This window comes from Streptomyces sp. NPDC031426, assembly GCF_055581585.1.
The window spans coordinates 1-8,548 of the sequence record NZ_JBVIJE010000072.1; the positions used below are offsets into that span (position 1 = coordinate 1).

At 69.9% G+C, this 8,548-nt stretch carries 6 protein-coding genes and 2 pseudogenes; 2 read left to right on the plus strand and 6 right to left on the minus strand.

Going from position 1 to position 8,548, the window contains the following annotated elements:
* Nucleotides 1-733 precede the first annotated feature (733 nt).
* Nucleotides 734-889, plus strand: coding sequence for a hypothetical protein (locus ACZ5NH_RS44895; RefSeq protein ID WP_450983099.1), 156 nt, complete (start codon nt 734-736; stop codon nt 887-889).
* A 419-nt stretch (nt 890-1,308) separates the two neighbouring features.
* On the opposite strand, the gene ACZ5NH_RS44900 is transcribed toward ACZ5NH_RS44895, so the two are convergent.
* The 3 genes from ACZ5NH_RS44900 to ACZ5NH_RS44910 form a co-directional block, all read right to left on the minus strand.
* The gene (locus ACZ5NH_RS44900) at nt 1,309-2,058 is read right to left on the minus strand and encodes a GAF domain-containing protein (RefSeq protein ID WP_468784201.1); all 750 of its coding nucleotides are present in this window, start codon (nt 2,056-2,058) and stop codon (nt 1,309-1,311) included.
* Entirely contained in the window at nt 2,058-2,918 is an 861-nt protein-coding gene (locus tag ACZ5NH_RS44905; RefSeq protein WP_468784203.1) for a GAF and ANTAR domain-containing protein, read from the minus strand. Before ACZ5NH_RS44905 ends, ACZ5NH_RS44900 begins: the two co-directional genes overlap by 1 nt.
* A 282-nt stretch (nt 2,919-3,200) precedes the next feature.
* On the minus strand, nt 3,201-4,619 hold the full coding sequence (locus ACZ5NH_RS44910; protein WP_468784205.1) for a hypothetical protein: 1,419 nt from the start codon (nt 4,617-4,619) through the stop codon (nt 3,201-3,203).
* Between the two features lie 463 nt (nt 4,620-5,082).
* Between ACZ5NH_RS44910 and ACZ5NH_RS44915 the strand changes: the two genes are divergently transcribed.
* Nucleotides 5,083-5,352, plus strand: coding sequence for a barstar family protein (locus ACZ5NH_RS44915; RefSeq protein WP_468784207.1), 270 nt, complete (start codon nt 5,083-5,085; stop codon nt 5,350-5,352).
* 287 nt (nt 5,353-5,639) lie between these two features.
* On the opposite strand, the pseudogene ACZ5NH_RS44920 reads toward ACZ5NH_RS44915, so the two are convergent.
* The 3 genes and pseudogenes from ACZ5NH_RS44920 to ACZ5NH_RS44930 form a co-directional block, all read right to left on the minus strand.
* Nucleotides 5,640-6,179, minus strand: a pseudogene (locus tag ACZ5NH_RS44920) (transcriptional regulator); the annotation flags it as partial.
* A gap of 571 nt (nt 6,180-6,750) precedes the next feature.
* Nucleotides 6,751-7,041, minus strand: coding sequence for a hypothetical protein (locus ACZ5NH_RS44925; protein WP_468784209.1), 291 nt, complete (start codon nt 7,039-7,041; stop codon nt 6,751-6,753).
* 153 nt (nt 7,042-7,194) lie between these two features.
* A pseudogene (locus tag ACZ5NH_RS44930) lies at nt 7,195-8,435 on the minus strand (IS701 family transposase).
* Nucleotides 8,436-8,548 lie beyond the last annotated feature (113 nt).

Here is an 8,548-nt window from a genome sequence, read left to right on the forward strand (position 1 = left end):
CATCACGGAGCCTCGACTTCCGGGCCTGCCCCGGCACTGGTTGCCGGGCGGGCTCGGGGCGCTCGACGCCCTTCGGCCCCGGGCGGACAGGGCCTCAGAGGTCTTGCGACCCGAGGCTGCGGCCTGGGGCGGGGAGATTCGCGGGGCTACGGCTGCCGAGGCTGCTCCAACACCGACGCCGGGCGGGACCGGGCGCTCGCCGACGTTCGTGGAGTGGAACCGGGTCCTCCGGCGACACCTGCCGGGCGAGGCCGGGTCCCTCGACGGCGCCCACCGGGAGCGGAGAGCTTCGCGGGACTGCAGCCCAGGGCCGGGAGATTCGCGGGGCTACGGCTGCCGAGGCTGCTCCGACGCCGAAGGCGGGCGGGATCGAGCACTCGCCGACGCTCGCGGGGTGGGGGCCGGACCGCTCGCCGACGCTCGCCGGGTGGGGACCCGGTCCCTCGCCCGACGCTCAACGGGTGGGGACCGGACCGCTCGCCGACGCTCGCCGGGTGGGGACCCGGTCCCTCGCCCGACGCTCAGCGGGTGGGGACCGGATCGCTCGCCGGTACCCGGCCGGTGAGGATCGGATCACTCTGCCGGCGCCGGCCGGGTGCGGGCCAGGGTGTTCGGTGGTGCTTGGTGAAGGGGGTTGGGAGCGCTGGGGCGCCTCTGTGCGCCGTTGATGCGCCTGGGGGAGCGGGCATGGAATAGCCGAGGGCATCCCTGCCCCAGCTTCTAGGAGGGACCCATGGCCGAATCCCCCAGCACCACGCCCGACCCCACGCAGGAGCGCGAGACCGACCAGCCCGCCGAGACCAGGAACCTTGCGCTGATCGGCGCGTGCGGTTGCGGCTCGGGCTGCGGTTGCGGGTGCCAGTCCGGCGGCCCCTGCCAGTGCGGCTGAGGGCGGTACGACGTCGTAGGGCCGGTGTGCGCCCGATTCGCACCGGCCCTTCCCATGAGCCTTACTGAGCCTCAATCAGTCTCATCGCCCTGCGCCCGCCGGTGCAGATCCTCCAGCGCGGCCCGGAGCGTGGTCGTCCGGTACCAGTCCAGCCACGCCCCCGCCTCCCGGGCGACCCGGTCCAGCGCACCGAGTTCGGCCCCGGTGTACGCGTGCCCGGGCTGATCGTGGGGTGGAGAACATGCCCTGCGGCCGCCCGGCCAGGCCCGGGATCGGGGTGCACTGCAGGGAACAGCTGTGGGCGGCTAGCAGCACGGCCCGGGAGGTCTCGTCGAAGTCCGGCGCGGTGGCGACGTCCTCGACGACGACCCGTTCGCGTTTGCGCGCGGCGTGCCCGCACGCGGTGGTGGTGTCGTCGATCACCCTGTCCCGGCGGCGAGGACGGCGTCCGGGGACAGGGCCCGCCGGACCAGGGCGTGCGCGGTGTCCACCAGGCGGCGGCGGTGGCCGTCGGCGTAGCCGCGCAGGGCCGCGCGAGCCTCGGCCAGGGAGAGTTCACCGGTCTCGGCGAGCATCCCGGTGGCCATGTCGACGGCGGCCTTGGCGGCGAGGGCGGCCTGGACGCGGTTGCTGACGTCGGTCGGCCGCAGCCGCTCCGGGCGCCGGTTGACCAGCGCGACGGCCGTGACGTCGGCGAGCGCCTGGGCCAGCTCCAGGTCCAGCTCGGGCAGTCCGCCCGGCCGGCGCAGCAGGAGGTTGACGGCGCCGACGGTCTGCCGGTGCACGCGCAGGGGCAGTGCGTGCAGGGAGTGGTACCCGCGCCGTACGGCGAAGGGGGTGACCTGCGGCCAGCGGTCGTCGCTGTGCTCCAGGTCCGGGACGTCGATACGGCGGTCCTCGCGGAAGCTCTCCAGACAAGGGCCCTCGTCGGCCTGGAGCTGGAAGAACTCCAGCGCGCCCGCGTCTTCCTCGGTGACCGCCAGGGTGCGCAGATCACCGCGGCCGGAGACGACCATGATGCCGACCCCGTCCGCTCCGGTGATGTCGACTCCGGTGATGTCGACGCAGTTGCGTGCCAGGCGCTCGACCAGCACCACCGGGTCGATGTCGTCGGCCAGGGAGTCGGGCAGCCCGACGAGCGCCTCGGCGACCTGCTGTTCACGGCCCATCACCGTTCACCGTCCCTTCCCTCGTCCCCGCCGTCACGCCCGTCCTCGCCGACGTAGTGCCTGCGGTCACCGCCGTCGTCCGGCTCCTTGCGGAAGCGGAGCCGGCGGGCCAGGACCTCGCGGGCCAGCTGGCTGACCGTACGGCCCTCGACGTACGCGCGGGCCCGCAGCCGGTCCAGGGCCTGCTCGGGGTCCAGGTCCAGCTGCACCATCACCATGCCGACCGCCTGGTAGACCTCGGTGTGGTCGGCCTCGGAGGCCGCCACCCAGGACGCTGCCTCGTCCTCCGTGTCTTCCTCGGTGCTGTCGTGCCCGGCCGCCTGGAGGCTCATCAGCGCGTAGGTGACGGCGTCGCGGACCCACAGGGCGGTCCGCATGTCCTGTCCGGTGAGCCCGCCGGCGCTGTCGCTGTACAGGTCGAGGGTGCCGATCGCGGCGCCGCTGACACCGAGTGGCAGCGAGAAGACGGCGCGGACACCGAGGGCCATGGCCTCGTGCGCGAAGATCGGCCAGCGGCGGGCGTCGGGGCCGCCGGCGAGGTCGGCGGCGACGACGGGGGCGCCCTGTTCGAGCGCGGTCTGGCAGGGCCCGTCCCCCACGGTGTACTGCAGCTCGGCGAGCCGCGCGGCAACCCGGTCGCTGGCGCACCAGGTGACGCGTACGCCCTTGCCGCCGGAGATCGACACCGAGGAACCGCTGACGGGCAGCAGCCGTACGCACGCCTGGCACAGCGCGCCCGGTACCGCCTGCGGGTGGTCGGCGCCCCTCGCTGCGGCGGCCAACGTCTCACTGACCCGCAGCCGTGCCTGTCCCTCCGGCGGCACCCAGCCGGTCGGCTCTCCAGGCTGCCCGGGCGGCATGGTCATCACCCCCGTCGCGCGGCGCACCGTCAGCAGACATGATCCACCAGCATTCCGTCCGACACCCCCGGACCGACTACTCCCCGCCCGAGTTCCCAGCCTGAGGAAACTAACGTGGCGTTTCGCCGTCCGGGCGGCCGTGCCCGAGTGGACCGAGAACGGCACCGGGGCCCCGGCGGCCCGCCCGGGATCCCTCGGGCGGACCGCCAGTGTCTCGACGGCGGGTGCGGTGGCCGTCTCCACGGCGGTCCGGCGGCCGTCCGAACGGCGGCTCCGGCGGCCTCAGCTCACGGCGTACGCGTTGTACACCGTCGTCGTCGAGCTGTCGCCGTGGGTGTCGGTGACCGTCGAGCGCAGGCCGACGCGGCCGGAGGCCGGGTTGTGGACGGCGATGGTCCACTTGCCGCTGGACAGCTTCGCGGCGGTGGCGTGCCAGGTGGCGCCGTCGTCGGTGGTGTACCAGGCCTTGACCGACTGCACGCTGTCCGACAGCTGCTGCACCGTGCTGTCGTCCGTGCCGTTGCGCTGCATGCCCAGCACGACGGTCGTGGTCGACCCGGGGGCCGCCTGGTTCCTGGAGTTCAGCGCATCGGGCCAGAACCGGGTGATGTAGTCCCGGATCTGCTGGTTCTTGCTGGGGTCCGCGTAGAAGTGCAGGCTGAGGCCGACGGTGGTCGACAGCGAACCCGACGGCAGGTTGCGCCGGCCGGTTTCGGTGAGCGTGTACCAGCCGGCACCAGGGATCTTCGGGTGCGCGTCGATCTCGCCCGACGGGGTGAAGTTGTGCGAGTAGAGCGTCTTGCCCGCGTGGGTCAGCTTCACCGAGCCGCTGGCCAGCGTCCCGCCCTCGGGCAGGGTCGGGTCGGCGAACAGGTTGATGGACCCGAAGTACAGCTGGTGGTACCAGGTGTTCGGCAGCCGCCCGCTGGGTCCCCAGACGGCGTGGCCGAGGGTCAGTGCGGTCGTCTTGCCGGCCGCGTAGCTGTGGAACCCGTCGAAGATGAGGTCGTTGGCCTGCTGGCCCACCTGCCATTGGCCGGCCGGGAGGTGAGCGGTGAAGGAGTTGGGCAGGTCACGCTGGAACTGGAGCGAGTTCGGGCCCCACGAGCAGGAGTCGCCGCTCGACGACGAGTAGTTGAACGAGAAGAACGCCGTTCCGCTGTCGGGGCCCGAACGGGCGGACACTTTGAGGGCGGTCAGCGCGGACTGCTTCAGCGTCGCGGAGACCCCGGACGGCACGCCGCCCGCGTGCCTGGCGGACGCCACCCAGAAGTCCCCGCCGGTCGCCGACCGCGGCTGGTACGTGGTGCCGTAGGCCAGCTCGTACGCCTTGCTGCTCGACGGGAGCACATACAGGTCACCCGCGTCCGCGGACGCGCCCATGGTGGCGGGTCCGTTGTCGGAGGTGCAGACGTACGCGCTGACCGTGTGGTCGTATCCGCTGCCGGGGTTCGGGCTGAGCGAGACGTTGACCGCGCGGCCCTGCCGGGCGTCGAACGTGGTCTTGGTGGACCCGGAGACCGTCACACTGTGACCGCCGACGGTGGCGCGCTCGTCACCGGCGTCCGCGATGGACGTGGCGAGCTCGTAGCTGCCGTTGGGCAGCGACATCGCCTTGTTGCTGTCGATGTAACGGAAGTCGTTCGTCTTGGTGTTGTAGACCGCCACCTGGGCGTGAACCGGCTTGCCGCTCCGGTCCAACGTCGTGACGGTGAGTGTCCCATTGCCTGCGGCCGACGCCATTGAGGTGCCGGCCAGGAGAAGCGGAACGAGCACGGTGACGACACTCGCCGCTGCTGCGGTTCGCCGCATCAAACCCCCCTAGGTTCGCGACAAAAGCGAGCCACGGTAGCGCACGGGGGCCACGCCTCCACCACCGGCCCCGCACAGAGCCCTGCACGGGGATCCGCGCCCACCTCAGCTGATAATCGTCCGAAACGGGAGGGGCACGGGGATGGCGGTCAAGTACTACACATTGATCTGCGACGACGTACCGAACGACGTGCTACTCGTCGACCCCGGGCGCCAGTCCACTCGGCGTGGCGGCGGCTCGCCTCGTGCACCGGTGCCGCACACGGGTGCTGGTTGTCGCCGCCCGCCGCACGCTGTCGTTGATGTCACTCGTGGATGTCAGAACGGTGCAACCACGTGCAAGCATGTCTCCATGATCACCATTGATGTCAGCGAGGTGACCGACGAGCGGGCCCTGCATCTGCTTCTGATGCGGGAGCTGGGCTTCCCGGGCTTCTATGGCATGAACTGGGATGCCTTCTGGGACGCGATCACTGGCCTGGTCAGGATCCCGGACCAGGTGCGCTTCCTTGGCTGGGATCAGCTCACGGCCGGCGTTCCGCGCGGGGCCGCCATGCTTCAGAGGGCCCTCGACAACTACCGAGCCACCTACCGCCCGGAATTCGTCGCTGCGTATGCCTAGCGATGAGCGATCTCCGGGCTAGGACATGGCATGGCGCTGCTGAGCCAGCAACACGGCTAGTTGCCACGAGGTGCCCGGCGCCCTGACAGTTGTACGACCGCAGGAGGCAGTGAGTGCAAGAGCGTGCGTTGGGCGCCAAGATCAGCTACGGGACACAGCCCGACGCCATCGCGGCGCTTCTGGGTCTAACGCTCCTTCGCAGCGTTGGCCGGCCCCGGGGTCGTTCGCGCGGCCGCTGGGGCGCACCTCGCCTCGTCGCCTTCACACTGTGAGTGCTGAGAGCGCGTCTACAGGCCCACCCACGCCGCCATGCGGTTGAGCGTCTCCGGCGTGCGACGGAACAGGTGCACCAGGCCGGTGATCGTCTCCCGGGCGGCGGGGTGGTAGCGGGTCTGCTCGGGGGCCAGGCGGCGGGCTTCGACGAGCGACTTCAGTGCGGCGTCGGTGTGCCCGGTCTCCATCTGGGTGCGGGCCTGGTTGACCAGGAAGTGGGCGCGGCGGGACGTGGGCAGCTGAGAAGGCAGTTTGATGTTCCGGGCCTGCTTCAGAGCGCCGTCGTACCGGCACATCTCGACAGCGGCGGACATTTTGCGCAGAGCGACATTGGTCGGTCCGAAGCTGAGCCAGTGCACATCGGAGGCGTCCCCGATGCGCTGTGCGATCCGGCGGGCCTCGCCGATGTGCTCTTCGACGGCCGACTTCTCCTCGGCGCGTGCGGCGATGACGGAGCCGCCGAGGTGCAGCTGTCCGGCGACGGCGAGCGCTTCTCGTGACTGATCGACCTGCGCGATCACGTCGTGTCCAGCAGCGACGAGGCGTTGACCGATCTCGAGGCCGATGGCCACGCAGCACCAAGCCCCCTACTCACGGAAGAAACCGCGGGCAGGGGGCTTACTCGTGGGCGATCACTTCTTCTTGCCCTGGGTTTCGACCGCCCCGGTTTTGGGGCTGGTCGGCGGGGTGGTCATCTCAACTGACCTGCGGTCGGGCGGTCGTTGATGGTCGTTGTCTGTCGTTGGTGGTTGACCTCGGAGGTTCCAGACAGGTCCCGACTCCAGGGTCCCTCATGGCCTCTAGCACTAGAGGCCGGACCCTCTACCGCTAGAGGTCTCACTAGCGGCCTGCACCGTCTCTGACCACGACGCTAGCCTCGGGCTTTGACGAGGTGGGCTGTCCGAGGCGTGATCACAAACGCGAGAAGTGCTCCTGACCTGCAACGATAGGACTACTGAGGGTCCTGTTGGCTACGAGGAGAGAAGCACTTTCCAGATGAAGAAGCGTATCGGGTCCCACCCGTGCGTCGGCATCGAGGGCGGCGGCACTTCGGTGGTCTCCCAGGCCGGGGCCGTGCTGCTGGTGGAGGCCAGCGTCGGGCGGTTCACGGCGCGCAGGCGGGGCCTACCCCACGTACACGCTGTATCCGTAGTAGTCGGGGGCGCTCGTGCCGGGCGTCAGAGTCTGAATCACGAACCCCGTGCAGTTGTTGGCGCTGAAGATGTACGCGATGCCATTGGTGTGATTCTGCACCTGTTTCGGAAGGCTCCCCACCAAGTAGCAGCCGCTGGGGTTGTTGTACGTCGCGCTGCCGATGATCAGCTGTCCTTGCGCTGCCGACGCGGACTGTGTGACGCCGAGCGCAAGCACAGCACCGACACCGACCGCCCCAAGGGTCCGGGCAATGGATGGCATGTCATTCTCCCCTGCTCAAGCGGAAGCCGCCACTCGACTCCCAGCGTCTATCACTCTATGCATGCAGGTGACTCCATACAGTCACGTTCGCGAGGGGAGTGACGCCCTCCGCTCTTTCGGCCTAACTAATACTCCAGCCGTAGATCGTGATCTTTATGGTTGGGAGGCCGCTTGCCGTCGGTAGTGGGAGGCGCGGGCGCGGGCTTGATGCCGGCGTCGCCACTGCGACCAGCGGAGTCGATGCGCAAGATCGTGGACCGTGTTGATCAGCGCGGCGAACAGGTGCTGGATCTCGCTACCAGTCAGGGGGATCAGGTCGGCTGGCGCAGGCTGGTCGCGGCGTTCGGCGGCTGCGGTGACGGCCAGGAAAGCGTGGGCGAGCATGGCGAGGGTGACCCAGCGGTGCCAGGAGGTCCAGCGACGAACCTGGTGCTCGTCCAGGCCAGCCAGGCCCTTGCTGGCCTGGAAGATCTCCTCCACCGTCCAGCGCCGCCCAGCCACCCGCACCAACTCGGACAGTGGCACCGGATAGGGGGAGAAGCAGCGGTAGAAGGCGAGTTCGCCGCTTCGGCGATTGCGGCGGATCAGCAGCCACCAGTGGCCGGGTCGTCCGTCCGGTCCGGTGATGTCGAGCTGGCCCAGTCGTAGTACCGCTCGCCTTTCGCGCCGGCTCCGGCCGACAGCCCCTGCCAAGCCCGCCGGGGGATCCGCGGAACCAGTGCTCTGGCCTGGAACTTGCCTGCGCGTGTGGCGACTTGATGGGTGCTGGAGACGGCCAGGACGTAACTGATCGGACGGGCTTCCAGGGCGGACCGAAGATGCGGGTTGTCGCCGTAGACCTCGTCGCCCGCGACCCACTGGGCGGGCGTCCCCGCGTCCAACGCCCGCAGGATCATTCTGGCGGCGAGCTGGGGTTTGGTCGCGAAGGAGAGGTCGTCGGGAATGCCGGCGGCCCGGCAGCGGTCCGGGTCATCGGTCCACGAGCGCGGCACGTAAAGGGCCCGGTCGATCGCGGCGTGACCGTGTTCGGCTGAGTAGACCAGGTAGACGGCGACCTGGGCGTTCTCGATCCGTCCAGCGGTGCCGGTGTACTGGCGCTGAACGCCCACTGTTGCGGTGCCCTTCTTCAGGTCACCGGTCTCGTCGACCACGAGCACGGCCTCGTCGTCGCGCAGGTGCTCGACCACGTAGGAGCGCAGGTCGTCACGGACCGCATCGGCGTCCCACTTCGCGCGGTGCAGCAGGTGCTGCATGCCGTCCGGGCTGGCGTCGCCTGCGTGTTCGGCCAGGGTCCAGCAGTTCTCGCGCGGCAGGTCCGACAGGAGCCCGAGTACCAACCGCCCTACCCGGCGGCGTGGTTCAACCCTGGCGAACCGGCCTGCTATCCGCCTCATCAGACCCTCGAACGCTTCCTGAGCTGCCCCGAGTTTCGTAGAGTCCGGTGATCTTGTTTCAGGCGGACTGCGGGGTTTGCTCCTGGCTCTGCCAGAAGGCTTCCTCGTACTCG

Coding starts and splice junctions, on each gene's coding strand:
- ACZ5NH_RS44900 (WP_468784201.1), bottom strand. CDS start 2,058: ATGGGCCGTGAACAGCAGGTCGCCGAGGCGCTCGTCGGGCTGCCCGAC.
- ACZ5NH_RS44895 (WP_450983099.1), top strand. CDS start 734: ATGGCCGAATCCCCCAGCACCACGCCCGACCCCACGCAGGAGCGCGAG.
- ACZ5NH_RS44925 (WP_468784209.1), bottom strand. CDS start 7,041: ATGCCATCCATTGCCCGGACCCTTGGGGCGGTCGGTGTCGGTGCTGTG.
- ACZ5NH_RS44915 (WP_468784207.1), top strand. CDS start 5,083: ATGATCACCATTGATGTCAGCGAGGTGACCGACGAGCGGGCCCTGCAT.
- ACZ5NH_RS44905 (WP_468784203.1), bottom strand. CDS start 2,918: ATGCCGCCCGGGCAGCCTGGAGAGCCGACCGGCTGGGTGCCGCCGGAG.